Origin of the sequence: Streptacidiphilus sp. EB103A, assembly GCF_041261405.1 — a bacterium.
Lineage (GTDB): Bacteria > Actinomycetota > Actinomycetes > Streptomycetales > Streptomycetaceae > Streptacidiphilus.
Window position 1 is genome coordinate 484,381 of record NZ_JBGCAQ010000001.1, and the last position, 22,384, is coordinate 506,764.

At 71.4% G+C, this 22,384-nt stretch carries 22 protein-coding genes; 8 read left to right on the forward strand and 14 right to left on the reverse strand.

The window, feature by feature from the left end:
* Window positions 1-22: 22 nt before the first annotated feature.
* Entirely contained in the window at window positions 23-430 is a 408-nt protein-coding gene (locus tag ABH941_RS02170; protein WP_370126795.1) for a YciI family protein, read from the reverse strand.
* A 232-nt stretch (window positions 431-662) separates the two neighbouring features.
* On the opposite strand from ABH941_RS02170, the gene ABH941_RS02175 reads away from it, so the two are divergent.
* A complete protein-coding gene (locus ABH941_RS02175) occupies window positions 663-2,447 on the forward strand; it encodes an MFS transporter (protein ID WP_370126796.1) in 1,785 nt (594 codons plus the stop codon).
* Window positions 2,448-2,525: 78 nt separating this feature from the next.
* Here the strand turns inward: ABH941_RS02175 and ABH941_RS02180 are convergent, their stop codons facing one another.
* From ABH941_RS02180 to ABH941_RS02235, 12 genes are all read right to left on the reverse strand, one after another.
* Window positions 2,526-3,368, reverse strand: coding sequence for an alpha/beta fold hydrolase (locus ABH941_RS02180; RefSeq protein ID WP_370126797.1), 843 nt, complete (start codon window positions 3,366-3,368; stop codon window positions 2,526-2,528).
* Window positions 3,365-4,138 (reverse strand): SRPBCC domain-containing protein, encoded by a 774-nt coding sequence (locus ABH941_RS02185; protein ID WP_370126798.1) that lies wholly within the window; start codon window positions 4,136-4,138, stop codon window positions 3,365-3,367. Before ABH941_RS02185 ends, ABH941_RS02180 begins: the two co-directional genes overlap by 4 nt.
* A gap of 2 nt (window positions 4,139-4,140) precedes the next feature.
* Window positions 4,141-4,740, reverse strand: a complete 600-nt coding sequence (locus ABH941_RS02190; protein ID WP_370126799.1) for an ArsR/SmtB family transcription factor — start codon at window positions 4,738-4,740, stop codon at window positions 4,141-4,143.
* A gap of 57 nt (window positions 4,741-4,797) precedes the next feature.
* Window positions 4,798-5,181, reverse strand: a complete 384-nt coding sequence (locus tag ABH941_RS02195) for a VOC family protein (protein ID WP_370126800.1) — start codon at window positions 5,179-5,181, stop codon at window positions 4,798-4,800.
* Between the two features lie 90 nt (window positions 5,182-5,271).
* On the reverse strand, window positions 5,272-6,045 hold the full coding sequence (locus tag ABH941_RS02200; protein ID WP_370126801.1) for an alpha/beta fold hydrolase: 774 nt from the start codon (window positions 6,043-6,045) through the stop codon (window positions 5,272-5,274).
* A 10-nt stretch (window positions 6,046-6,055) separates the two neighbouring features.
* Window positions 6,056-6,901: a class I SAM-dependent methyltransferase gene (locus ABH941_RS02205; RefSeq protein WP_370126802.1), complete on the reverse strand. Its 846-nt coding sequence runs from the start codon at window positions 6,899-6,901 to the stop codon at window positions 6,056-6,058.
* An 821-nt stretch (window positions 6,902-7,722) separates the two neighbouring features.
* Window positions 7,723-8,712 (reverse strand): Ig-like domain-containing protein, encoded by a 990-nt coding sequence (locus ABH941_RS02210; protein WP_370126804.1) that lies wholly within the window; start codon window positions 8,710-8,712, stop codon window positions 7,723-7,725.
* A 134-nt stretch (window positions 8,713-8,846) separates the two neighbouring features.
* Complete coding sequence (locus ABH941_RS02215; protein WP_370126805.1) at window positions 8,847-10,607, reverse strand: SpoIIE family protein phosphatase; 1,761 nt, start codon at window positions 10,605-10,607, stop codon at window positions 8,847-8,849.
* Window positions 10,608-10,732: 125 nt separating this feature from the next.
* The gene (locus ABH941_RS02220; protein WP_370126806.1) at window positions 10,733-12,304 is read right to left on the reverse strand and encodes an APC family permease; all 1,572 of its coding nucleotides are present in this window, start codon (window positions 12,302-12,304) and stop codon (window positions 10,733-10,735) included.
* A 245-nt stretch (window positions 12,305-12,549) separates the two neighbouring features.
* Complete coding sequence (locus ABH941_RS02225; protein WP_030252428.1) at window positions 12,550-12,753, reverse strand: cold-shock protein; 204 nt, start codon at window positions 12,751-12,753, stop codon at window positions 12,550-12,552.
* 244 nt (window positions 12,754-12,997) lie between these two features.
* Complete coding sequence (locus ABH941_RS02230) at window positions 12,998-14,002, reverse strand: alpha/beta fold hydrolase (RefSeq protein ID WP_133997971.1); 1,005 nt, start codon at window positions 14,000-14,002, stop codon at window positions 12,998-13,000.
* A 52-nt stretch (window positions 14,003-14,054) separates the two neighbouring features.
* Window positions 14,055-14,243, reverse strand: a complete 189-nt coding sequence (locus ABH941_RS02235; RefSeq protein ID WP_370126807.1) for a hypothetical protein — start codon at window positions 14,241-14,243, stop codon at window positions 14,055-14,057.
* A gap of 86 nt (window positions 14,244-14,329) precedes the next feature.
* Here ABH941_RS02235 and ABH941_RS02240 point away from each other — a divergent pair, with 86 nt between their 5' ends.
* The 5 genes from ABH941_RS02240 to ABH941_RS02260 all read left to right on the forward strand — a co-directional run bounded on the left by ABH941_RS02240 (window position 14,330) and on the right by ABH941_RS02260 (window position 20,019).
* Window positions 14,330-15,280: a helix-turn-helix domain-containing protein gene (locus tag ABH941_RS02240; RefSeq protein ID WP_370126808.1), complete on the forward strand. Its 951-nt coding sequence runs from the start codon at window positions 14,330-14,332 to the stop codon at window positions 15,278-15,280.
* A gap of 82 nt (window positions 15,281-15,362) precedes the next feature.
* Entirely contained in the window at window positions 15,363-16,004 is a 642-nt protein-coding gene (locus ABH941_RS02245) for a pentapeptide repeat-containing protein (protein WP_370126809.1), read from the forward strand.
* 22 nt (window positions 16,005-16,026) lie between these two features.
* The gene (locus ABH941_RS02250) at window positions 16,027-16,692 is read left to right on the forward strand and encodes an NAD(P)H-binding protein (RefSeq protein WP_370126810.1); all 666 of its coding nucleotides are present in this window, start codon (window positions 16,027-16,029) and stop codon (window positions 16,690-16,692) included.
* Window positions 16,693-16,785: 93 nt separating this feature from the next.
* On the forward strand, window positions 16,786-18,072 hold the full coding sequence (locus tag ABH941_RS02255) for an FAD-binding protein (protein ID WP_370126811.1): 1,287 nt from the start codon (window positions 16,786-16,788) through the stop codon (window positions 18,070-18,072).
* 372 nt (window positions 18,073-18,444) lie between these two features.
* On the forward strand, window positions 18,445-20,019 hold the full coding sequence (locus ABH941_RS02260; RefSeq protein ID WP_370126812.1) for an amino acid permease: 1,575 nt from the start codon (window positions 18,445-18,447) through the stop codon (window positions 20,017-20,019).
* Window positions 20,020-20,028: 9 nt separating this feature from the next.
* On the opposite strand, the gene ABH941_RS02265 is transcribed toward ABH941_RS02260, so the two are convergent.
* Entirely contained in the window at window positions 20,029-20,748 is a 720-nt protein-coding gene (locus ABH941_RS02265) for a TetR/AcrR family transcriptional regulator (protein ID WP_370126813.1), read from the reverse strand.
* A gap of 214 nt (window positions 20,749-20,962) precedes the next feature.
* Between ABH941_RS02265 and ABH941_RS02270 the strand changes: the two genes are divergently transcribed.
* Together ABH941_RS02270 and ABH941_RS02275 are read left to right on the forward strand one after the other, a co-directional pair.
* Entirely contained in the window at window positions 20,963-21,766 is an 804-nt protein-coding gene (locus ABH941_RS02270; protein ID WP_370126814.1) for an urea amidolyase associated protein UAAP1, read from the forward strand.
* The gene (locus ABH941_RS02275) at window positions 21,767-22,384 is read left to right on the forward strand and encodes an urea amidolyase associated protein UAAP2 (protein WP_370126815.1); all 618 of its coding nucleotides are present in this window, start codon (window positions 21,767-21,769) and stop codon (window positions 22,382-22,384) included. It abuts the gene before it with no gap.

A 22,384-nucleotide genomic window follows, 5' to 3' on the forward strand; every position in this document is an offset into this window, starting at 1 on the left:
GGAGCCTGCCGATCCGTATGCCTCAGCCCTCGTTGACCGGCGCCGAGTCCAGCACCGGCTGGACGTGGATCGGCATGTTCAGCGGGCGTCCGCCGGGGCCCGGGGCGGTGGAGAGGTAGGCGGCGAGGTCGTAGGCGGCGTCGGCGGTGGGGCAGTCGACGATCCAGTACCCGGCCAGGAACTCCTTGGTCTCCGGGTAGGGGCCGTCGGTGATCACCGCCGCGCCGCCGTCCGCTCCGGCCCGGACGATCCTGGCCTGGTCGGGGGTGGCGAGGCCCTGACCGTCGATCAGCTTGCCCCGGGCGGCGATCTCCTCGTCCGCGTCCCGCATGAAAGCGATGTGCGCGGCGATCTCGTCCTGCGTCCACTGGTCCATGGACGGGAAGCCGGCGGAGACCTGGCTGAACTGCATCAACAGCATGTACTTCATGGTGTTCTCCCTGACGGATCGAATGTTCTCACTCTCCTGCTCCCCAGTCGGAGCCGGGCCGGGGTTCTCTACATCCCCGGGGAAGAAATCCGAGAAGAAATCCGGCGTGCGCCGGAGCGGCGGGTGCCCGTGCACGCTGCAACTCGTGGGGGTGCACTGATCCGATCAGGTGACAATCGATACGCTGCCTGGGAAGGTTGTAGGTAGCAACCACCGAAATGGAGTTCTCCGCATGGTCGGCGATGGCCCGCACTACAAGTGGATCGCCCTGTCCAACACCACCCTCGGCATGCTGATGGTGATGATCAACCAGTCGATCGTGCTGATCGCCCTGCCCAATATCTTCGACGGCATCAAGCTGAACCCCCTGGACCCCCACAACACCAGCTACCTGTTGTGGATGATGATGGGCTTCATGGTGGTCACCGCGGTGCTGGTGGTCTCCTTCGGCCGCCTCGGCGACATGTTCGGCCGGGTCCGCATGTACAACATGGGCTTCCTGCTGTTCACCGTCTGCTCCATCCTGCTCTCCCTCACCTGGGGCAGTGGCAGCCAGGCGGCGCTGTGGCTGATCGGCTGGCGCATCGTCCAGGGCATCGGCAGCGCGCTGATCTTCGCCAACTCCACCGCGATCATCACCGACGCGTTCCCGGTCAACCAGCGCGGCACCGCGCTCGGCATCAACGTCATCGCCGGTATCGCCGGCGGCTTCATCGGCCTGATCCTCGGCGGCGTGCTCGGACCGGTCGGCTGGCGCTGGATCTTCCTGGTCTCGGTCCCGGTCGGGATCTTCGGCACCGTCTGGGCCTACCTCAAGCTCAAGGACACCGGCACCCGCCAACCCGCCACCATCGACTGGTGGGGCAACCTCACCTTCGCCGTCGGCCTGATCTCCATCCTGGTCGGCATCACCTACGGCATCCAGCCCTACGGCGGCAGCACCACCGGATGGGGCAACCCCTGGGTGATCGGCGCCCTGGTCGGCGGCGTGATCGTGATGCTGCTGTTCGTCTGGATCGAGACCCGGGTCGAGGACCCGCTGTTCCGGCTCTCGCTGTTCAGGATCCGGGCGTTCACCGCCGGCAACCTGGCCAGCCTGCTGACCGCGCTGGGGCGGGGCGGGCTGCAGTTCATCCTGATCATCTGGCTCCAGGGCATCTGGCTCCCGCTGCACGGCTACAGCTTCCAGGACACCCCGCTGTGGGCCGGTATCTACATGATCCCCATGACGGTGGGTCTGCTGGTCGCCGCGCCCATCTCCGGGATCCTCTCCGACCGCTTCGGCTCGCGGATCTTCACCGTCGCCGGGGCGCTGCTCAACGCGCTCAGCTTCGGGCTGCTGATGGTGCTCCCGGTGAACTTCCCGTACTGGGCCTTCGCCGCGATCCTGGTGCTGAACGGGCTCGGGGCCGGGCTGTTCGCGTCCCCGAACCGCGCGCAGATCATGAACGCGATCCCGGGCCGCCAGCGCGGGGTGGGCGCGGGCATGACGGCGACCTTCCAGAACGCGGCGATGGTGCTGTCGATCGGCATCTTCTTCAGCCTGATCGTGATCGGCCTGTCGCAGAACCTGCCCTCCGCGATGTACAGCGGGCTGACCGCGCAGGGGGTCCCGAGCGCCTCGGCGCAGTCGATCTCGCAACTGCCGCCGCTGGCCGTGCTGTTCGCGGCGTTCCTGGGCTACAACCCGATGCAGCAGTTGCTCGGCCCGGTGCTGCACCAGATCCCGGCGGACAAGGCCGGCTATCTCACCGGCCGCAGCTTCTTCCCGCACCTGGTCACCGGGCCCTTCCAGGACGGGCTCAGCGTCGCGTTCTGGTTCGCCCTGGCGGCCTGCCTGATCGCGGCCCTGGCGTCGGCGGTCACCGGCGGCGTCAAGCCGGTCAGGGCGGGGGCGCCGGGGGCCGGGGCGCCGGCGGAGCACGAACTGCCCTCCCCGGTCGGCGATGAGCCGGTCTCCGCGGCGGACGTGGTCGATTCGCTGCGTACCGGAACCGGTACTGGGGGCGACAACTGACGCACCGTCCGGAATGTGCTGCTGGACCCGCCGGCCGATCCGCAGCCGGCCGGCGGGTCCCGAGTGCACGGTGCCGGGTCAGCGCTGGTGCGATTGGAAGAACTCCGTCAGCACCGGCGCGACCGCGTCCGGCTTGAGCATGTGCGTCTGCCCCGGCAGGGTCCGGTAGTCGGAGTCCGGCAGGATGTCGGCCAGTTGGCGCATTCCGTCGCGCATTGACTGCGGGCTCTTGCCACCGTCCATGGCCAGCGTCGGCAGCGTTGCCGAGGTCCAGCGGTCGGTCGGCAGCGGACGGCCCGAACCGGTGTCGCCGAGCACCCTCATGTCGTACGGCAAGGTGTGCGCCACCCGCTTCAACTTCGACCACACCGGCAGCAGTTGCATCACCAGCAGGACGGGCGTCGGTACGCCGACGGTGCGCATGAACATCTTCAGGGTGGCACCGCGCTTGTCCGCCGCGATCAGGGCGTCCATGGTCGGGATGTAGTCGGCCGGACGCACCGGGCCGCTGCTGTCCACAGCCGTCGGGAACTCGTAGAGCGCCAGCGAGACGAAGCCTGACAGGACGTTCGCCGCCTCCAGGGACAGGGCCGCGCCGGAGGAGATCCCGTACAGATGGGCAGTGCCCCCGGCCGCCTCCAGGACGGCGGCGAGGTCCTCGACCTCGCGGTCGACCGCGTAGGGGAGGGTGTTGCCGCTCTCGCCCCGGCCGCGCCGGTCGTAGGTGTAGACGGTGAAGTGCCCGGCGAGCGCGGCGGCCAGTGGACGGGCCGGCCCCGACCCGCGGTAGCAGAGGGCGCCGTCGACCAGGATCACGGCCGGGCCGCTGCCGGTCCGCTCGTAGGCGATGACGGTGCCGTCCTTGGAGATGGCGGTGGCGGTGGTGGTGGTGGTCTTGTCGGTTTTGTCGGTGGAGGTCATGACGACTCCCTGGAGATGGTTCGATCGTTGACGGTGTCGAGCCAGGAACGCCACTCGGCGGTGGTCCGGTCCAGGTCGACGGCAGGGTCGAACAGGTGGTGCGCCAGCATGACGCCGTTCTCGGGGAACAGGCGCAGGAAGCGGAACAGGCCCTCGTCGGTGCGCACCGCCAATGCGGCGGGCTCGGCGTGGTAGAGGGTTCCGGTGCGGGCCGGGAAGTTCGGGGAAGCCGCGGATGTCACCGCACCCGGGCGAACCGGGGCACGAAGGCCGAACTCCTGGAGGAGCCGCGCCCGGGCCCCGGACCACTGCAGGTCCGGCCCGCCGAAGAGGGTGAGCGGGCGGGCGGTGCGGCCCGGGAAGTGGGTGAGGTACTCGACCAGGGTGCCAAAGAACAGCGTGATGCCCTCGCCCATCGCCTCGAACTCACCCTCCCAGTCGTCGCCGGGCAGGAATCCGCTGGTCGCCAGCCGTAGCACGGTGCTTCCGCCGTCCCGCCCCTCGACCAGGAACTCATAGGCGAGGAAGCGACCGTCGGGCGCGGTCGCGCTGCGGTGCTCCAGCAGCCGCGGCGGGTTCCAGCGGGTCACCGTCGAGTCAAGCGGACCTCGCCTGGTGTGGGTGCGGACCAGCCCGCCCGGCTCGGGCTCGACCTCGTTGCTCCCCATGAACCACGAGTCCATGCCGGGACCCGAGGCGATAGCCTCCCAGACCTGCTCCGGTTCGGCCGGGACCTCGGCCTGATGACGGATCACATAGTCATGACCCATGGTCAGGCCTCCTTCATGGGCTGGTTGTCGGCGCTCGGATGGACGGCGACCACGAAACGGTGGCTGCGTCCGCCCGGAGCGCTCTCGTCGTGGTACCTGCCGACCAGTGCGGTGACCGCGCCGGAGAGCTCCTCGGCGAAGGCGGCCCGGTCGGCGGCGCTGGCGAAGCGCACCTCGGTGTCGATGGCGAAGGTCGCCAGCGGCCTCCCGGCCCGGGAGGCGCCGGTGAGCAGTTCGCCCACCTCGCGCACCATTCGTGCGGCCAGCGCCAGCAGCCAGCGTCCGGAGAGCCGGTCGGGGGAGCGGTCGGGATCGGGTTGCATCACGCTCAGCGCCTGGGGCGAGATGACATAGGAGGCGGCGGTGGCCTGCAGCATCCGCTCGGTGACATTTCCCTTGCGGCGTTCCTCGACCAGTTCCACCAGCCCGTGCAGCTCCAGCTCGCGCAGGTGGTAGTTGACCTTCTGCCGGGCCAGTCCGACCCGGGCGGCCAGCATTGTCGCCGAGGCCGGCTCGGCCAGTTCGGCCAGCAGGCGGCTCCTGATCGGATCGAGCGACGACGCCGCTGCCGCGGCGTCGTCGATCACGGCTATATCAAGCATGCTTCCAGGGTCGCACCGACAAATATTCTTGTCAAGACAACTGGATATGTCGGAAAGTCACTCCGGGCGATGGCAGACGGCCTCCACGTTGTTCCCGTCAGGGTCGCGGACGAAGGCCCCGAAGTAGTTCTCGTGGTACTCGCGCCACAGCCGGGGCTCGTGCAGCACCTCGGCGCCGGCCGCGACGGCGGCGTCGAAGAATGCGGTGACCGACGCGCGGTCGGGGGCCCTGAAGGCGATGTGCGACTCGCGGAAGCCCTCACCGGTGGACTGGGCCCCCACCCAGAAGTCCGGGATCGCATTGCTGCCGGAGCCGCTGCCGTAGCCGACGACCTCCCCGAAGTCCATCAACCGGGAGCCGCCCAGCGTCGCCAGCACGGTGTCGTAGAACGCGATGCCGGCCTTGATGTCGGCACATTGGATTGAGACGTGATCGAGCATGTACTCATGGTGGGGCAGTCGGCATGGCCCGTCAGCCCGTCAGCCCGTCAGCCCGTCAGTCCTTCAGCATTGGTGTAGGTCTCGATCAGCTCAGCCATGTGTGGCGGGACGGAGTCCGCGCAGGAACTCCGTCAGCAGGGCGCTCACCGTATCCGGGCGTTCCAGACCAGGCAGGTGGCCGGCCCAGGGGAGCTCCAGGTGGCGGGCGTACGTGAGCTGCTCGGGCAGCCGGGCTGCGATCTCGCGGAAGTCGACCACGTCGTACCGGCCGGACACGGCCAGGCAGGGGACCTCGATCCGGGCCAGGTCCACTCCGCTCGCGGGCTGCCAGAACTCCTCGGCGTCGGCCGTCGACTGCACTTCGAAGGCATGCCGTTGCATCCGGCGGAGCTGGTTGCGGGCCGCGTCGTCGGCCTCGGGGCCCAGCCAGGTGTCCACCATCAGCTCGACGGCGCCAGTGATGTCCCCGGCGGCGAGCAGTGCGTCCTCCTGCCCGCCGATGGACCGCAGCGCGTCGCTGGGCTCGTGCCCCGGGCTGCCCGAGCACAGCAGCACCAGCGCGCCGACCAGTTCCGGCCGCCTGGCGGCAGTCTCCAGGGCGACGGTCCCGCCGTACGAGGAGCCGACCAGAACGGCGGGACCGATCCCGAGGGTGCCCAGCAGTTCAGCAACATCCTCGGCGTCGCTGTAGGGGCGATCCGCCATCGGAGTGTCGCCGAAACCCCGGAAGTCGCAGCGGACCACCCGGTACCCGGCCTCGACCAGGGGCCGCCACTGCGGCTCCCACATCCGGCGGTCGCACACCGAGGAGTGCAGCAGCACCACGGCAGGGCCTTCACCGGCCACATCATGAGAGATCGTCATCTGCTGCACCCTAGCCAGGACGGCCGCGCTCGGCGACCAGGAATCCCTCGCTGAGGGTGTCCGGTACGGGACGGCCGTAGGCTTGCTCCAGTTCGTCCTTGCCGTGGACGGTCACCTGCCAGTCATGGCGGGCGAGCCAGTCGGCCGCAGGCTCGCCCAGGCCGCCCTTCCACAGGTCGGTCAGGGCCCGGAAGCGCTCGTCTGCGCCGTGGTCGGAGATCGGTCGCGGCGAAGTGCGGCCTTCGCTCAGCGAGAGCCTGCTGCCTGCGGCGGAGAGTTCGGTCACGGTGGAGAGCATAGTGTCGGCCTGCTCAGCCTCCAGGTAGACCAGCAGTCCCTCGATCAGCCAGGCGGTCCGCGCCGTCGGGTCGAATCCGGCGTTCTTGAGCGCCTGGGGCCAGTCTTCGCGCAGGTCGGCGGCAAGCACCGAGCGTTCGCAGGCCGGTACGGCGCCCTCCTCGCGCAGCACCCGCTCCTTGAAGGCGATCACGGGCGGCAGGTCCAGCTCGAACACCCGGGTCCCTTCGGGCCAGGCCAGCCGGAACGCCCGGCTGTCCAGCCCTGCTGCCAGCAGTACCACCTGACGGCAGCCCGCCGCGGTCGCTTGCAGCAGGTAGTCGTCGAAGAACCGGGTCCGCAGCACGATCCGCGCAGCCAGCGCGGCCCCGGCAGCGCTGCGCTCCATCGGCGCCGCGTACTCCGCCTGCGACCGAGACCCGGTCGCGGCCCGCACGAACGCCTTGGCGTACGGATCCTCGAACAGCCGGTCTTCGCGTCGACTCTCCGCCGCCCGTACCCGGGCCACCCCGACGGCGGTGCGCTGCACCCCGTCGGGCAGCAACTGTTGTTCCGCCATCACATCCTCCTCCTCGGCAGACCTCGGGCACCCCCGCCCCGGTTCGCGCGTGAGGCTACACCGCGTGGCTGGGGGTGCTGACAGGGCGGGGGAGGCGGGGCGTCGCCGTCGCTGCGGCGGGGTCCGTTTCGCGGCCGAGCCCCGGTCCCGCCCCCGTCTCTGACGTGCGCGTTTGCTCCCGGTGGTCCTCCGTCGCCTCCGTGGGGCGCGATGGTCGGTCCCGGGCTGGGGTGGCTCGGCTCCGCCTCGCGGCAACCACGAGGAGCGGGGCGGGTGGTGGGGCGTGCGTTGCCGGGTGCGCGCCGGTGCCGGGGCTGCAGAAACGTTTCTCCAGGCCGGATTGCCCGTGCTGGGGGGAGTTACAACCACGCTGGGGTGAATTACACCCATATATGGTTGCTACGGCACCCAGCGTGGGTGTAACTCCCCCCAGCAGCCGGCCAAACCGCTCGAATGGCCCACGGATGGGGTTGTTGGGGAAGTCCGGGCTCATCCTGGGGTGAATCCGGCTCGCTGAGCGAGTCCAGCACTCCCCAAGGCGAGGCTGGACTTCCCCAACCCCCGCAATGGTGGGCGTGAAAGGCCCCGCCCCCCGCCCCCCGCCCCGCGCCCCGGGCGAGCGCTCCGCGCCGGACCCGGGCCGCCCCCGGCCCTTGTCGCGCGGCGGAGCCGCATCATTCCGGGCGCGAGCCCGGGAGACGGCGGCCAACACGCCCCACCACACGCTGCCGTTGCATGCGTGGGGCGCCGCCCCCGCCCACCGCGGAACGTTCCGTGCCGGAGCGGACCCGCTTCACCGGGGCGCGGGCGCTACCGCGGCGTCAGGCCGTCTTGGTGGTTGCGGCGCCGGTTGCGCTGGTGGCGAGCCATTGGGGCCAGGTGAGGTCGTAGTCGGCGTAGCCGTTGTCGCCGTCGGCCTTGCCGCGGCGGGAGCCGGTGATGGTGATGGGGTCGCCCTGCTTGGAGTAGTCGTAGAACCAGATGGCGTCCGCCAGGGAGAGATGGACGCAGCCGTGGGAGCCGAAGCTGTGGCCGGGGTTGGGGTCGGCGCCGGAGTAGTGGACGTAGGTGCCGGAGAAGGTGAGGTGGACGTCCCAGGGGAGGTTCTCGTCGTAGAAGTCGGGACTGCTCTTGTTGCAGGTGATGCCGGCGCTGCAGGAGGTCATGTGGACGTTCTTGGACTTGTCGATGACCGCCATGGTGCCGTCCCAGGACGGGAAGCTGGCGCTGCCGGCGTCGATGGCCAGCTTCCGGACGACCGTGCCGGCGTTGGTGACCTGCATGGAGTGGCCGGTCGCCGAGATGGTGGTCTCGACGTCGGCGCCGATGGTGAAGCTGTGGGTGTAGGCATGGGTGCCGAAGTCGCCGTTGCCGTCGGGCACTCCGGTGAAGTCGGCCTTCACGGTGACGGCGGTGCCGGTCTTCCAGAAGCTCTGCGGCCGCCAGTCGACCCGGCGGTCGCTGAACCAGTGCCAGGCGCCGCTGACCGGGGTGGACGTGGTGACGCCGAGGTGCTGCTCGATCGCCTTGCGGGCGGTGACGGCGACGGGCTTGGTGAAGACGATCGAGATCGGCATGGCCACCCCGACGGTGGCGCCGACGGCCGGGGTGATCGAGTCCACCTCCATGGGTGGGCCGGAGGGGGATGGGCTGGCGCTTGGCGATGAACTGCCGCTTGGGCCACCGCTCTTGGCGGTGCCGATCGGGCTGGAGGACTGTGCCTGGGGCGACTTGCCGCTGCAGGCGACCGCTCCGGCGAGTACCACGCCCGCCAGCAGGGTTATGCCTATGCCGTTCCTGGTTCGACTCACGCGCCAGCTCCGCTCACGTATCGTCAGGTCGTGGTTTCCCGGCAGTGTTGACGACGTCGGGCCGGGCGCGGGTGGTTCCGGGCCGCGGCGCCGCCGTCATCTGCTCGCCGACTGTGTCTTCCCGGATCCGCGTGTTATGAACGTCGCTGCAGGAGGAAGACGGCGACGTCGTCCGCGCGGGGGCTCTGTGCCTGGCAGGGGCGGACCAGGTGGTCGGCGAGGCGTTCCAGCGGGTCCAGGGCCAGGTTCAGGTCGGAGTCCGGGTCCGGGTCGGTGGTGGGGGCCGCGTCGCGGGTCCAGTCGGTGACGGTGGCCAGCAGGCGGTCCAGCGAGGTGTCGATGGACTCGCCCCGGCATTCGATCAGGCCGTCGGTGTAGAGGAGGAGGGTCTCACCGGGGGCCAGGACGGTGGTCGTCTCGGGGTAGCGCGCCTGGGGGTCCACGCCGAGCGGCGGGCCGCCGGGCAGGTCCAGCTCGACGGCCGTGCCGAGGTCGCCAGTGCCGAGGTCGCCGGTGTCGGGGGCGGCGCCGGGGCCGCCGGCTATCCGGACCGGGAGCGGGTGGCCGGCCCTGGCTGCCTCGATCGCGCCGGTGGCCGGGTCCAGCGAGAGGTAGCAGCAGGTGGCGAAGAGGTCGGTGTCCAGGTCGGCGAGGAGCCGTCCGGTGCGGGCCAGGACGGTGCCGGGGGAGTGGCCCTCGGCGGCGTAGGCGCGCAGCGCGATCCGCAGCTGGCCCATCACGGCGGAGGCCTCCACGCTGTGGCCCTGGACGTCGCCGACGACCAGGCCCACCCGGCCGTCCGGCAGCGGCAGCACGTCGTACCAGTCGCCGCCGACGGCCATCCCGGTGGTGCCGGGCAGGTAGCGCACGGCGGTGGCGTGGCCGGGGACGGACGGGACTCCGCGCGGCAGCATGGCGCGCTGGAGCTCGGCCGCCCACTGGTGCTCGCGGTCGAAGAGCCGGGCCCGGGCCAGCGCGTGGGCGAGGATGCCGGCGACGGCGGTGAACAGGGTCCGCTGCCCGTCGTCGAAGGTCCTGGCTCCGGCGAAGTCGAACAGGCAGGCGCCACGGCCGTCGTCGGCGCCGGTGAGCGGGAGCACCGCCCAGGAGCGGACGACGGCGGGCCCGCCGTCGTCGGGGGGTACGGCGGCTCCCTCCAGGAACAGCGGCTCCTCGTCCTGGACCGCGCGGCGCATCGCCTCGGTCGCGGCGGCGCCGACGACGACGCAGGGGTGCTCCGGGTTGTCTGCGTCGGCCTCGATGAGCAGGTGGTCCGCGTTCAGCGCGGGACGGGCGATGTCGGTCATGACCCGGGTCACCTCGGCGACGCTGGCCGCCCTGGACAGCGCCCGGGTGAGGGTGAGCAGGAAGGAGTCGGCGGAGCTCGCGGGGGTGCTGCCGCCGCGCCAGGGCAGCGCGCTGCGGAACCAGGGGGTGCGCGGTCGGACCACCGGGGTGGGTGAGAGCGGTCGGCCGGGGTCGCCGGTCTCGTCGGTGCGGTCCAGCAGCAGCCCGGTGACCCGGTCCGGACGTCCGTCCGGGCCGATCAGCACCTCGCCGCGCTCCTCCAGCTGCCGGACGCTGCCGTCGGCGTGGACGACCGCGTAGCGGTTGCGGTAGGTGCCCCCGCGTTCGATGACCTCGGCGGTGGCGGCGGCGAGCCGGGTGGCGTCGTCGGGGTGCAGGGCGGCGAAGAACGCCTCGGCACGGCCCCCGAACGCGTCGGGGGCCGTGCCGACCATCCGGCAGGCGGCGTCGTCCCAGAGGATGTCACCGGTGACCAGGTCCCACTCGTAGGCGCCGGCGCGGGCGGCGCGGGCGGCGACGGCGAGACGGGGTTCGGTCGGGTCGACGGTTGCCCACTGCTGGGGCTCCTGCTGGGGCTGGGACTCCATGCCGGGGTGACTCTCCGCTGGGGTCGGGGGCTCGATCAGGGGCTGCTGCCGGTATGCACCATTTTGTGTGCCTTCTGTGAATCATACGTAGGATGTTCGGACGGTAGGGCCGGTTGTGGCGCGCCTCACTCCGCCGGCGCCGTCGGTACCGGCTCGCGTGACGCCGCGCTGACGGGTACGTCGGGGTCGCGGAACCAGCTGCCCTGGGCCGCCCACTGCACCAGCATCAGCACCAGGCCCAGGACGAGTGCGCCCAGTCCGATCACGGTCACCCCGCCGACCCGTCCGACCCACGGCAGCTTGACCGAGGTGAAGCCGTAGTCCGGCGCGGCGTAGACGTCGAAGGCGGCGTAGCAGAAGAAGAACAGCAGCATCAGCCCGCCCAGGCCCGGCAGGATGCCCTTGAACCAGAGGTCCCTGGCGCTGCGGGTGAGCACCCTGCGGAAGTACCAGACGCAGGCGAAGCCGGTGAGGCCGTAGTAGAAGGCGATGCCCAGGCCGACCGAGGCGATCGAGTCGGTGAGCACATTGGTGCTGATCTTCACCAGCAGCACGTAGAAGGCGATGGACGCCAGGCCCATCGCGACGGTGGACCAGGTCGGGGTGAGGAAGCGGCGGTGCACCCGGCCGAACTTCGCCGGGATCGCCTTGTGCGCCGCCATCGAGAAGGTGGTCCTGGCGGTCGGCAGGATGGTGGTCTGGGTGGAGGCCGCCGAGGAGGTCAGCACCATGAAGATGAGCAGCTTGGCCAGGAACCAGCCGAGCCCCTTGCCGCCGAAGACGGCGTTGCCGAGCCCGGACAGCACGTCCCCGGAGTTGTCCGGGTTGGCCAGTCCGATGCCCTTGTCGCCGACCCCGGCGAAGGCCTGGGCCGAGGTGGTCACCAGCGCGTAGATGATCAGCAGCAGCACGGTCGAGAGGACCGCGGCCCGGCCCGGGGTGCGCTCCTTGTCGGCGGTCTCCTCGTTCACGGAGACGGCGGTGTCCCAGCCCCAGTAGATGAAGACGGCGGAGAGGATGCCCGCGGTGAGGGCGCTCGCCGAGGGGACGTTGAAGGGGTTGAACCAGGAGGCGGAGATGTGCAGCGAGCCGCTGGGCGCACTGCTGGAATAGACCTTGACCAGCGCGGTTACCGAGAACAGCGCCAGCATCGCCACCTCCACGCACAGCAGCCAGCGCTGCAGGGTCGCCGAGACCTCGATGCCGACGTAGCAGATCGCCGTCATCACGATGATCCAGATCACCCCCGCGACCGTGGTCCACAGGGTGCTTCCGGCCAGCCCGCCGAAGCCGAAGAGCTGGAAGCCGTAGGAGCCGGCGATCTGTGCCAGGTTCGCCATCACGATGACGTCGGCGATGACGATGCCCCAGCCGCCCATCCAGCCGGTGCGCGGCCCGAAGGCGCGGGCGGCCCAGACGAAGGTGGTGCCGCAGTCCGGGTCGACCTCGTTGAGCTCCTTGTACGCGTACGCGATCAGCAGCATGGGGATGAAGGCGAGGATGGTGATGATCGGCGCCTGGAGCCCGACCCCGGCCACGATGATGCCGAGGGTGGCGGCCAGGCTGTAGGCGGGGGCGGTGGAGGCCAGGCCGATGGCGACGGAGGAGAACAGGCCGAGGGCGTTGCCCTTGAGCCCTTTCTCCCCGGCTCCGGAGCCGGTGGCTTGGAAGGTGCCGGCGGTGGGTGGTGTGGTCATCTGCGGGTTCCCTGCCTCTCGCGGTCGTGGTGACTGGCTGCGAAACGGCGGGAAAGGAACTGATGCGCCGTCATGGCCGGATGGTAAAGCCCGGCGGAGTCATCCGGTGATATCGACGGCGCGTCAGTTTGTAAAAGCTTCAATAGCTGTGGACGCGGGTTCACCCGGTCGGGCGAAGACCTCGCTCATGGCTGTGCCCCGTGCCGGAACGGATCCGGTACGGGGCACAGAGGCGCCGGGTGGCGTCAGATCACCCGGATGTTCTCCGCCTGCGGGCCCTTCTGGCCCTGCGCGATCTCGAACTCCACGGCCTGGCCCTCGAGGAGCTCCCGGTAGCCGGTCGCGTTGATGTTGGAGTAGTGGGCGAAGACGTCGGCGCCGCCGCCGTCCTGGGCGATGAAGCCGAAGCCCTTCTCCGAGTTGAACCACTTGACGGTGCCGGTGGCCATGCTGCTCCCTCTGTCAGGAGTAAGGGGCGTGCCTGGTGCCCGCCCTCAGGGTTGAGGTGATCGCCCTGGTCCTCCGACTGGTGCACAGCACAGCGCCCACGGTGCTCTGACCGTGGGCACATGAGACTTCGGAACCACGACTGCTGCCAGGAAAGGTATCGGATGCGCGTTCGCCTGGCTACGGTGCGCAGGCGGCAAATCGGACAACTGCCCGTGATCTTCCCCGGATTGTGTCCGCGGATCGTCAGGTCGCGCTGCGTTCGCTCGCCTCGGCGGTGTCGGGGAGCCCGCCGTCGCGGCCGCTGCGGAGCAGTTCGCGCCACTGGTCGGCGCTCCAACTGCCGGGCGGGGTGGTCTCGATGAAGTCCTCGACCAGTTCCAGGAAGCGGCGCGGGTCGCTGTGGAAGGGGAAGTGCCCGGCGCCGTTGAAGACCTCCAGCCGGCTGCCGGGCATCGCGGCGTGGGCGCGGTGGGCGTGCTCGACCGGGACCACGCTGTCGCGGGCGCCCCAGAGCAGCAGCGTGGGCATGCCCTGCACCAGGTAGCAGCGGTCGAGCATGGTGACGACCTGCCCGCGCCAGTCCACCACCGCGCGCAGGGTGCGGATGAAGGCGCTGCGCGCGGTCGCGTCGGGGAGTCCGTCCACCAGGTTGAGCAGGTCGGGGGCGTCCAGGCCCAGGTCGGTGCCGAGCAGTTGCATCAGCTGGATCACCGTGTTGGTCTGCAGCCGCATCCCGGGCAGTTTCAACGCGGAGAGCATCAGATCGGCGCCCGGCAGCGACACGGCCCGCAGCACCGGATTGACCTCGCGCCCCACGCCGCCGGTGCTGACCAGCACCAGCCGCTCGGTGCGCTCCGGGAACTGGTAGGCGAACTGCATCGCCACCCCGCCGCCGAGCGAGTGTCCGACCAGGGTGGCCCGCTCGATGCCGAGCACCCCGAGCAGGTCCCGCATGCCGTTGGCGTAGGCGGCCACCGAGTAGTCGGCGCGCGGCTTGTCGGAGGCGCCGTGGCCGAGCAGGTCGGGGGCGATGACGGTGTGCTTCCTGGCCAGTCCGGGGATTAGCTCGGCCCAGGTGTCCGAGGAGTCGCCGATCCCGTGGATCAGCAGGACGGCCGGACCCGAACCGGCGATCCGGTAGGCCCGGCGATATCCGTGCACCACGTGGTAGTGGAGCTCCGCGTCAGCGTCGGCGACCGGGCGGAGCCGCCCGGTGCGGGTCGGGAGTTCCCTGGGGATGTCGAACACGGGCCCACCTCCTGCTGCTCCTTCGAGCGTAAGCCGCTCGGAGCACAGGGGATTACCGGTGGGTTTCGGCGTCGATACGCCGGTGTGCCAGTTCGGCCGTGACCCGCTGCAGGTCCCGGTCCGGGGGGCCGACGCGGCTTCCGGCGAGCGGCGCGGCGGGGCCCTGCTGGCGGCGGTGGTTGCGTTCCAGGGCGTAGGCGAGGAGGGCGATCAGGACGAGGGCGATGGCTGCTGTGGTCATGGCAGTAATTGTTCTCTCATCGGATTCCTGCCATAAGTGGCAGGAGAGCCCTGTACCAACAAAATCCCGCCAGCTATGCTGACCGCATGCTGAAGACCGTCGCGGTGATACTGATCGACGACTCCGCCCCGTTCGAGTTCGGCGTGGTCTGCGAGGTGTTCGGGATCGACCGCACCGACGACGGAGTCCCCCCGTTCGACTTCCGGGTCTGCGGTGAGCGGGCCGGCCAGCCGGTACGGCTCAACGTCGGCGCGCAGCTCGTGCCCGAGTACGGGCTGGAGGCGCTGGAGGACGCGGACCTGGTCGCGCTCCCGGCCGCCCTGATCCGGGACGAGTACCCGCAGGCCGTGCTGGACGCGGTGGTCGCGGCCCATGCCAGGGGCGCGGTGCTGCTCTCGGTCTGCAGCGGCGCGTTCGTGCTGGGGGCGGCCGGGCTGCTCGACGGCCTCCGCTGCACCACCCACTGGCGGCACGCGGACGCGCTGGCCAAGCGCTTCCCGGAGGCCAAGCTCGACCCGGACGTGCTCTTCGTCGACGAGGGCGACATCATCACCAGCGCCGGCACGGCCGCCGGGATCGACGCCTGCCTGCATCTGGTCCGCCGGGAGCTGGGCACCGCCGCGGCCACCGCGATCGCCCGCCGGATGGTGGTCCCGCCGCAACGGGACGGCGGGCAGCGCCAGTACATCGCCGCCCCGATCCCCGAGTGCGAGGCCGACAGCCTGGAGCCGCTGCTCAGCTGGATGCTGGAGACCCTGGACACCGAGCACACGGTCGCCTCGCTGGCCCGCCGGGCGCAGCTGTCCACCCGTACCCTGGCCCGCCGCTTCGCCGCCGAGACCGGCACCACGCCGCAGCGCTGGCTGGCATCGCAGCGGGTGTCGCACGCCCGGAGGCTGCTGGAGGACACCGGCTGGGGCGTCGACGAGATCGCCAGGATCTGCGGCTTCGGCAGCGCGGCACTGCTGCGGCACCACTTCCGCCGCGCGGTCGGGGTGACCCCGATGGACTACCGCAGGACGTTCACCCAGTGCTGAGCCCGGTGCCGAGCCGGCGCCCGGCGCCGACCCGATCCGCTCTCCCGAGCCGTTGTCGGACCCCCGGTGTTGAATGAGCCGCATGGCGAACCGTCCCCACGCGAACAACGATCCCGTCCCGCACCGGCCCCCGGTCCCCGATCCGGAGCTGGTGGTCCGCGACGAGGACTGGTACGCCCGAGAGCTGACCGCCGACGACCGTTTCACCCGCTACAGCTTCCTGGACACCGACTGGACCGAGGTGGCCAGCAGCGGCACGGTCTTCGACGAGTGCACCTTCGCCGGGGTGCGCTTCAACGCCTCCCGGCACACCGGTGCGGCCTTCACCAACTGCACCTTCCGCAACTGCACCTTCTTCGACACCCGCTTCACCGACTGCAAACTGGTCGGCAGCGTGTTCCAGCGCTGCACCTTCAACCTCTTCCAGGTCTCCGGCGGCGACTGGTCCTATGTCGGGCTGCCCGGGGCGGACCTGCGGCAGGCGACCATCGAGAACGTCCGGATGCGCGAGGTCGATCTCAGCGCCGCCCGGCTGGAGAAGGCCGTGCTCACCGGCACCGACCTGTCCGGTGCGATGCTGGGCGGAGCCAAACTCACCGGCGCCGACCTGCGCGGCAGTGACCTGTCCGCGCTGGATCCGCTCACCGTGGAGCTGCACGGGGCCATGATCGACCTGCCGCAGGCCGCGGTGATAGCCGCCGCGCTCGGGCTGCGGGTCGGCTGAGGGCGGTCGTAGGGTCGAAGGCATGCGTACTGTCATCGCCGGAGGACACGGCCAGATCGCCCTGCACCTGGAACGCCTGCTCGCCGCCCGCGGCCACACGCCGGTCGGCCTGATCCGCAATCCCGCCCAGTCGGACGACCTGCGGGCCGCCGGAGCCGAGCCGGTCGTGCGCGACCTGGAGTCGTCCACGGTCGAGGAGGTGGCGGCGGTCCTGGCCGGGGCCGACGCCGCGGTCTTCGCCGCCGGGGCGGGCCCCGGCAGCGGGGCCGGCCGCAAGGAGACGGTGGACCGCGCCGCCGCCGTGCTGTTCGCGGACGCCGCCGAACTGGCCGGGGTGCGCCGCTTCGTGGTGGTCTCCTCGATGGGCGCCGACCGCGAGCCCGCGCCCGGCACCGACCCGGTGTTCGCCGGCTACCTGCGCGCCAAGGCCGCGGCCGACGCCGACATCGCCGCCCGCAAGGGCCTGGACTGGACGATCCTCCGCCCGGGCGCCCTCACCGACGCACCGGCCACCGGCCGGGTCCGGCTCGCCGCGGGCACCGGCCGCGGCAGCGTCCCGCGTGCCGACGTCGCCGCCGTCCTCGCCGCCCTGCTGGACAACCCGTCGACCAGCGGTCTCACCCTGGAGCTCATCGGCGGGGAGGTCCCGGTGGAGGAGGCGGTGGCGGCCGCGGCCGGGAGTTCCTGACCGGACCGGTAGCGGTAGCGCCCGCGAGGCCGTTCCGGGCCGGGACTAGGGTTGTGATCGCTAACACGGGGCGGGGCTAGTCGAGGAGCGGGAATGTCGGGCACTACCACCGAGGCGGGTCGCACCAACTGGGCCGGCAACGTCACCTTCGGGGCGTCACGCGTCGCGCGACCCGAGTCGGTCGACGAGCTGCGCCGCACGGTCGCGGAGAGCGACGCCGTGCGGGTCCTGGGCACGGGGCACTCCTTCAACCGGATCGCCGACACCGCCGGGACCCTGGTCTCGCTGGCGGATCTGCCGCCGCGCTACGAGACCGACCGCGAGCGGTCGACGGTCACCGTCTCGGCGGGGATGCGCTACGCGCAGGTGGCCGAGCTGCTCCAGGCCGAGGGGCTGGCGCTGGCGAACCTGGCCTCGCTGCCGCACATCTCGGTGGCCGGGGCGGTCGCCACGGCGACGCACGGCTCCGGCGTCGGCAACCGCGGCCTGGCCTCCTCGGTGGCCGGGCTGGAACTGGTCGGCCCCGGCGGGGACCTGGTCGGGCTGGACCGCGACAGCGCCGACTTCGCCGGTGCGGCGGTCCATCTGGGCGCGCTCGGCGTGCTGTCGGCGGTGACCCTGGACGTGGAGCCGACGTACCGGATCGCGCAGTACGTGCTGACCGGCCTGCCGCTGGACGCACTCGCGCAGGGTGACGCCGACGAGGTGTCGGCGATGCTCGCGTCCTGCTACAGCGTCAGCGTCTTCACCGACTGGCACGCCCCCCAGGCGCAGCTCTGGCTGAAGCACCGGGTCGACGCCGGTGCTGCGGCGCCCCGGCTCGACTGGTTCGGCGCGGTCCCGGCCGACCGGCCGCAGCACCCCGTCCCCGGGGTCCCGGCCACCCACTGCACCGAGCAGTTCGGTGTCCCCGGCCCGTGGCACGAGCGGCTGCCGCACTTCCGCCCGGACTTCACCCCGAGCGCGGGGGAGGAGCTGCAGTCCGAGTTCCTGCTGCCGCGCGCCGCAGCGCGGTCGGCCTTCGCCGCGCTGCGGGAGCTGGGACCGGTCATCGCCCCGGTCCTGCAGGTCTCCGAAATCCGCACGGTGGCCGCCGACGACCTCTGGCTCAGCCCGGCCTACGGCCGCGACTGCGTCGCGCTCCACTTCACCTGGCACAAGGCCCCGGAGGCCGTCGCCCCGGTGCTGGCCGCCGTGGAGTCCGCGCTGACCCCGCTGGGCGCCCGCCCGCACTGGGGCAAGCTCTTCACCGCGACCCCGGGGGCCGCCGCCGACCTGTACGAGCGCGCCTCCGACTTCCGCGAGCTGATGGACCGGCAGGACCCGGACGGCAAGTTCCGCAACGCGTTCACGCAGAGCGTGTACGCGGGGGAGATGTGACAGCTGGGTAGTTCCACTTTGTGCTGCGGTCGAGCAGTGCCGAGCCCCCGGCCGCCACCGGGGGCTCTCACGACCACAGCTGGTACCTCGGTAATACCTGTCGCGTGACAGAAATTAGGGACGGCAGGTTTCCGCCCCGTATCGCGCCCGTGTCGGCGCCGTAAGGGGCGCTTCCGCGCGTCGGCCGAAGCAGGGATTTCTACGCTCGTAACCTGCTGTTAGCGCTCCCGCAACAACCTGCCGGTTCTCTGACTCGCAATCAACAGCCCGCCCCATCAACAGCCCGCCGCCATCGGGCCGCGCCCGCCTGTCGCGGCGCGCCGGCGTCCGCCGCCGCGTCCCAGTCACTCACGGAAGCGACAGGGGACAGCCATGTCCGATCCAGCTCTCAGCGGCACCACCACCCCCACTCTGGGCGTCGACGCGCCTCCCGCACCCGGCGCCGAGGGGACGACCGACGCGGTCGCCCTCGCCGCCTTCGGCTACCGGCAGGAACTGCACCGCAGGCTCGGCCGTTACGCCTCCTTCGCCGCGGGGTTCTCCTTCATCTCGGTGCTCACCACCGTCTTCCAGTTCTTCGCGTTCGGCTTCTCCTTCGGCGGGGCCGCGTTCGTGTGGACCTGGCCGCTGGTCCTGGTCGGCCAGCTCGCCGTCGCGGCCTGCTTCGCCGAACTGGCGGCGCGCTACCCCATCTCCGGGGCCGTCTACCAGTGGGCGACCCGGCTGAGCACCCCCACCTTCGGCTGGTTCGCCGGCTGGCTGATGGTCATCGGGCAGATCGTGGTGGTCTCCGCGGCGGCCCTGGCGCTGCAGGTGGTCCTGCCGGCGATCTGGTCCGGCTTCCAGATCGTCGGCGGCGACCCCTCGCCGACCACGCACACCGGCGCGCAGAACGCGGTGCTGCTGGGCCTGGTACTGCTGGTGCTGACCACCGTGGTCAATGTGGTCGACATCCGGGTGATGTCCGTGATCAACAGCGTCGGGGTGACCTGCGAGCTGATCGGCATCGCACTGATGGCGGTGCTGCTGTTCACCCACACCGAGCGGGGCCCCGGGGTCACCCTGCACACCGGTCAGGTCTCCGGCGGCTACCTGGGCGTGTTCCTGATCGCCTCGTTCAGCGCCGCCTACGTCCTGGTGGGCTTCGACAGCGCCGGGGAGATGTCCGAGGAGACCCGTTCGCCCCGGCGCACCGCTCCGCGCACCATCCTGGGCGCGGTGGCCGTGGCCGGCCTCGGCGGCGGCCTGATCCTGCTCGGCGGGGTGCTCGCGGCGCCCAGCCTGACCGACGGTCACCTGGCCGGTGAGGGGCTCTCCTATGTGCTGACCAGCAGACTCGGCAGCGGCCTGGGCCGGGCGCTGCTCGCCGACGTCGCGGTCGCGGTGTGCGTGGCGACGCTGGCGATCCAGACGGCCGGTGCGCGGATGGTCTTCTCGATGGCCCGGGACGGCGCGCTGCCGGCCTCCCGCCGGCTGGCGGCGGTGGGGACGCGTACCGGCACCCCCAAGGCGCCCGCCGTGGTCGTCGGCGTGCTCGCGGCGGCGGCGATGGCGATGAGCCTGGTCTCCCCGTCGGTGTACCTGGCCCTGGGCACCACCTGCATCGTGCTGGTCTACATCGCCTACGCCATGGTCACCGGACCGATGCTGCTGCGCCGGCTGCGCGGTGTGCCGCTGGGCGGGCGGGACGGCGCGGACGAGACCGGGCGGCCGGTGTTCTCACTGGGCCGCTGGGGTCTGCCGATCAACGTCCTGGCGGTGGTGTACGGGCTGGCGATGGCGGTCAACCTGGCCTGGCCGCGGCTGGCGGTCTACGACCCCCAGGGCGGGCACTGGTACCTGCAGTACTTCACCCTGCTGTTCCTGGCGGGGGCGCTGCTGCTCGGCGTGGTCTCATACCGGGCGACCCGGCGCCGTCCGGAGGCGGTGGAGGCGCTGGAGGGCTGAGGCTCCCGGCTACCCGTCGGAATGGCCGTGCAGGGTGTCCAGCAACCGGGCGCCCTGCACGGCCGCTTCGGCGACGGTGGCCTCCGGCGCTCCGGACAGGCGCAGGGCGGCGTCGGCCGCAGCCGAGGCCAGCGCCTCGGCGGGCTCCGCGGGGGCCTGACGCCGGATCAGGATGACGCCCTCGATCAGGCCGAAGAGCAGATCGCCCCGGAGTTCCAGCTCGGGACCGCCGAGGGCGGCGCCCGCCGTGCCCGCCGCCAGCAGCTCCCGGTACGAAGCCTTCAGCGCCGCGCGTACCTGGTGGAAGGCGGCGAACCGCTCCGCGCCCACCTCGGGCAGCAGATAGAGCGCCCCCAGGTTGTGCGGCCCGCCGCAGAGCAGCGCCACGTCCGCGCGGCACAGCGCCCACAGCCGGGCCTCGGCGCTCGGCTCCGCACGGGCCACCAGCACCCGGGCCAGGTCCAGCGAGGGCTGGACGGTGCCCTCCAGCAGCTCGGCGAGGATGTCCTCCTTGCCGGCGAAGTAGTGGTACATCGACGCCTGGCGCAGCCCGGCGCGTTCGGCGATGGCCCGGGTGGTCGTCGCGGCGTAGCCGAGGCGGGTGAAGAGCTCGGCGGCGGCGGCCAGGACGCCGTCCCGGGGCGCCAGGCCGTCGGCGACGGGGCCCTGGACCCGTGGCCGGCCGACCCGTCCGCGGTGCGGGCCGGAGGCGCGGGCGGTGGTGGGCATGGAGTGATCCTCGCACACCGCCTGGGTCGTGTTACCGGCCTGCTGCACCCTCCCGGGGAGCGACTCCCCGTACCCCTGCGGAACCCCGCGGTGGCGTGCCCGGGGGTGCGTTACCCGCATGAAACGTCCGGGCAACGGCCCGGAAGCGCGGTTCGCTTAATTTCTGTCAAGCGACAGAAATTAGCCAATCCGCTCCCGCACCAGGAGGCTGACCGTGCGTTCGGCGACCGACACCACCTATGCCGCCCGGGACCACGCCCGCGCCCAGGCCGCCCCCGTCGACCGGCCCGCCGCACCGCCGGGCATCCCCGCCGAGGACGTGGTCTGGGCGGAGACCGTCCCGGGCGGCAACTACACGCACAAGGTGCTGGCCCGGGGCACCTCGTTGCGGCTCGCCGACCCGCTCGGCGACGCCTGCGCCCACCTGCTGCTCCATGTCGCCGACCGGCCCTGGGAACGGCTGAACGTCGCCGACACCACCAAGGTCCAGTGGAACGCCTACCTCGGCCCGGGCAGTCTGCTCCTGTCCGACCAGGGCCGGGTCCTGGCCAGCATCACCGAGGACGGCTCGGGCCGGCACGACGCGCTGTGCGGCACCTCCACCCTGGCCCGCAACACCGCGCGCTACGGCGACGGCGCGCCGCAGTCGGCCACCCCGGCCGGGCGCGAGCTGCTGCTGCTCGCCGCCGCCAAGAACGGTCTCGACCGGCGCGACCTGGCCCCCTCGCTCTCGCTGTTCCAAGGCGTCCGGGTCACCGCCGACGGCGCGCTGGAGTACACCGGCTCGGCCGGTCCCGGCACGGCGGTGACGCTGCGCGCGGAACAGCCGCTGACCGTGCTGATCGCCAACGTCCCGCATCCGCTGGACCCGCGCACCGACTACCACTGCGGCCCGCTGGAGGTCACCGCCTGGCGCGGACGGCCCACCGGACCGGGCGACCCGCTGTGGGAGGCGACGCCCGAGGGCCACCGCGCCTTTCTGAACACCGCCGAATTCTGCGCCGCACGGGGGCTGTGAATGAACACCACCGATGTTTCGACCTCGACCGTCCCGGCCCGCGCCGCCTGGTCCGCCGCGCTCCGCGCCGGACAGTCGCTGACCATCACGGACCTGGCCGGCAACCAGGCCGTGGACTTCCTGGTGTACGACCGGCACGACCTCTCGGTCCGCTACAGCGCCGCCGACACCATCCAGGCCCAGGGCTCCATCTTCCTCACCGCCGGCAGCGTGCTGCTCTCCAACGAGCACACCCCGCTGATGACCGTCAGCGCCGACCAGGTCGGCCGGCACGACACCATCGGCGGCGCCTGCAGCCGGGAGTCCAACACCCTGCGCTACGGCCACCACACCTGGACCCAGCACGCCTGCGTGGACAACTTCCTCGCCGAGGGCTCCCGTTGGGGCCTCGGCAAGCGCGACGTGGTGGGCAATGTCAACTGGTACATGAACGTCCCGGTGGAGCCCGACGGTACCCTCGGCATTGTCGACGGCCTGTCCGCGCCCGGACTCTCGCTGACGCTGCGCGCCGAGACCGACGTGCTGGTGCTGGTCTCCAACTGCCCTCAGGTGAACAACCCCTGCAACGGCTTCGACCCCACCCCGGTCCTGATGACGATCACCGACGGAGCGCCCTGA

Coding starts and splice junctions, on each gene's coding strand:
- ABH941_RS02170 (WP_370126795.1), bottom strand. CDS start 430: ATGAAGTACATGCTGTTGATGCAGTTCAGCCAGGTCTCCGCCGGCTTC.
- ABH941_RS02175 (WP_370126796.1), top strand. CDS start 663: ATGGTCGGCGATGGCCCGCACTACAAGTGGATCGCCCTGTCCAACACC.
- ABH941_RS02180 (WP_370126797.1), bottom strand. CDS start 3,368: ATGACCTCCACCGACAAAACCGACAAGACCACCACCACCACCGCCACC.
- ABH941_RS02185 (WP_370126798.1), bottom strand. CDS start 4,138: ATGGGTCATGACTATGTGATCCGTCATCAGGCCGAGGTCCCGGCCGAA.
- ABH941_RS02190 (WP_370126799.1), bottom strand. CDS start 4,740: ATGCTTGATATAGCCGTGATCGACGACGCCGCGGCAGCGGCGTCGTCG.
- ABH941_RS02195 (WP_370126800.1), bottom strand. CDS start 5,181: ATGCTCGATCACGTCTCAATCCAATGTGCCGACATCAAGGCCGGCATC.
- ABH941_RS02200 (WP_370126801.1), bottom strand. CDS start 6,045: ATGACGATCTCTCATGATGTGGCCGGTGAAGGCCCTGCCGTGGTGCTG.
- ABH941_RS02205 (WP_370126802.1), bottom strand. CDS start 6,901: ATGGCGGAACAACAGTTGCTGCCCGACGGGGTGCAGCGCACCGCCGTC.
- ABH941_RS02215 (WP_370126805.1), bottom strand. CDS start 10,607: ATGGAGTCCCAGCCCCAGCAGGAGCCCCAGCAGTGGGCAACCGTCGAC.
- ABH941_RS02220 (WP_370126806.1), bottom strand. CDS start 12,304: ATGACCACACCACCCACCGCCGGCACCTTCCAAGCCACCGGCTCCGGA.
- ABH941_RS02225 (WP_030252428.1), bottom strand. CDS start 12,753: ATGGCCACCGGCACCGTCAAGTGGTTCAACTCGGAGAAGGGCTTCGGC.
- ABH941_RS02235 (WP_370126807.1), bottom strand. CDS start 14,243: ATGACCACAGCAGCCATCGCCCTCGTCCTGATCGCCCTCCTCGCCTAC.
- ABH941_RS02240 (WP_370126808.1), top strand. CDS start 14,330: ATGCTGAAGACCGTCGCGGTGATACTGATCGACGACTCCGCCCCGTTC.
- ABH941_RS02245 (WP_370126809.1), top strand. CDS start 15,363: ATGGCGAACCGTCCCCACGCGAACAACGATCCCGTCCCGCACCGGCCC.
- ABH941_RS02250 (WP_370126810.1), top strand. CDS start 16,027: ATGCGTACTGTCATCGCCGGAGGACACGGCCAGATCGCCCTGCACCTG.
- ABH941_RS02255 (WP_370126811.1), top strand. CDS start 16,786: ATGTCGGGCACTACCACCGAGGCGGGTCGCACCAACTGGGCCGGCAAC.
- ABH941_RS02260 (WP_370126812.1), top strand. CDS start 18,445: ATGTCCGATCCAGCTCTCAGCGGCACCACCACCCCCACTCTGGGCGTC.
- ABH941_RS02265 (WP_370126813.1), bottom strand. CDS start 20,748: ATGCCCACCACCGCCCGCGCCTCCGGCCCGCACCGCGGACGGGTCGGC.
- ABH941_RS02275 (WP_370126815.1), top strand. CDS start 21,767: ATGAACACCACCGATGTTTCGACCTCGACCGTCCCGGCCCGCGCCGCC.